The 1,604-nt window shown below is 68.1% G+C and carries 2 protein-coding genes and 1 pseudogene; 1 reads left to right on the plus strand and 2 read right to left on the minus strand.

Features of this window, described 5'->3' with window-relative positions:
* Positions 1 to 139: 139 nt before the first annotated feature.
* Positions 140 to 682 carry a DUF6630 family protein gene (locus tag JCM9942_RS15530; protein WP_054660758.1) on the minus strand — a complete coding sequence of 181 codons (543 nt, stop codon included), beginning with the start codon at positions 680 to 682 and terminating at the stop codon, positions 140 to 142.
* Positions 683 to 825: 143 nt separating this feature from the next.
* Between JCM9942_RS15530 and JCM9942_RS15535 the strand changes: the two genes are divergently transcribed.
* Entirely contained in the window at positions 826 to 1,074 is a 249-nt protein-coding gene (locus JCM9942_RS15535; protein ID WP_054660762.1) for a DUF3297 family protein, read from the plus strand.
* Between the two features lie 18 nt (positions 1,075 to 1,092).
* Here JCM9942_RS15535 and JCM9942_RS15540 read toward each other — a convergent pair.
* Positions 1,093 to 1,604 (minus strand): annotated as a pseudogene (locus JCM9942_RS15540) (Na+/H+ antiporter); the annotation flags it as partial.

Below are 1,604 nucleotides of genomic sequence, written 5' to 3' on the forward strand. Positions count from 1 at the left end.
CGCCATTTCCCGGCATCGCGACCGCGCCCTGATGCGCCAGGTCATCGCCAACGCGCGGGCGCAGTACAGCGCCGGGTGAGCGACAGCCGGGTGGCCGGAAACAGCCAGCGGCCGCGTCCGAACCTCGGGGAAAGCGGAATCAGAATGGATCGCTGCCCAGCCGCACTTCCACGTTCAGCAGCGAGCACAGCGCCAGCATCGCGTCATCGTCGCGGGTCAGCGCCATCCAGCCGGTGAAACCCTCGCTGCCCGCATCCACGCTCCACAGCGTGTAGCCGTGTTCGCGCAGGCGATCGAAGGCGATGGACAGCAGCTGCACGCCATCGACATGGTCGGCGAAATCCTCGTCATCCAGATCGCCGCCCCAGTCCAGCTGCAGGTTCCAGCGCGCGGCCAGCTCGCTGACCGCGGCCATCACCGAGTCCAGATCCTCGCGCTCGACCTCGAAACCCGATTGCCAGCCGATGGCCGCAAACAGCGGCGGCAGCCAGTCACTGTCCGGCTCCAGCGGTTCGCCGCGCTCGGCCAGCAGCTCGCGCCAGCGGTTGAACTGCTGCAGCGCCAGTTCCTCGTCGCCGGGGTTGATCAGCACCAGCAGGTTCCACACCCGCGCCTCGAAGTCGTCCTCGTCGAAGTCGTGGGGGTTTTCCTCGAAATCGAAATAGTCGCTGTTGTCGGGCATGGCGGTTGTTCTGGCTGCGGGCGGGCGCGCCATTCTGACCGCAGCACCGGCGTCGGGGAAGCACGGCGTTTCAGGCTCGGGCGCAGCGGCAGGTATCCTGTGCGGCAGAAGACGGCCACGTTGGCCTTCAACCGATGATGAAGATGAGCGATACCCCTCCCGATCACCTGGCGGTCAATCCGCAGAGCCCGTTCCACGATGCCGCCGCCCTGCAGCGCGGCGTTGGCGTCCGCTTCAACGGCATCGAGCGCGATGACGTGGAGGAATACTCGGTCAGCGAAGGCTGGATCCGCGTGCAGGCCGGCAAGGCCCGCGACCGCCGCGGCAACCCGATGACGCTGAAGATCAAGGGCACGGTGGAGCCGTATTTCCTGCAGCTGCCGCAGCCGTAAGCATCACCGCCGGCAGCGTCAATCGCGCTGCCGGCTCTCCAGCAGGTCCAGGTTGCGGATCAGCTTGCGCGCGACCTCGTCGGAGATCTGCCCGCGCCGGGTCAACCGGAACAGCTCCTCGCGCTCGGCATTCAGACCGGCCGCGCGCAGGCTGCGATAGGCCTGCTCCATGCGTTTGACCTTCTCCGGGTCCTCGTCCGGGCTCTGGCCCTTGTCCAGATTGCGCTGGTACAGCAGGCTCACCCGCGCCGCGGCATCGTTGTAGAGCTGCACGCTGCCGGTGCTCTGGCCCTCTCCGAGCTGCTGCCGGGCTTTCTCCACCGCCGCCAGCGCCGCCCGGGACGACGCCTTGCGCGCGATGTCCTCTTCGCGCCGGCTGTCCTCGTCCTTGGGCAGTTCCAGCCCGGTGAGCAGCCGCGGCAGCACCAGGCTGGCCGCGACCAGCGACACCAGGATCACCGCCGCCGCCAGGAAGATCACCAGATCGCGCGCCGGGAACGGCTCACCGCCAGGCACCATCAGCGGCAGCG

Source organism: Stenotrophomonas pictorum JCM 9942, from assembly GCF_001310775.1.
Taxonomy (GTDB): domain Bacteria; phylum Pseudomonadota; class Gammaproteobacteria; order Xanthomonadales; family Xanthomonadaceae; genus Stenotrophomonas; species Stenotrophomonas pictorum.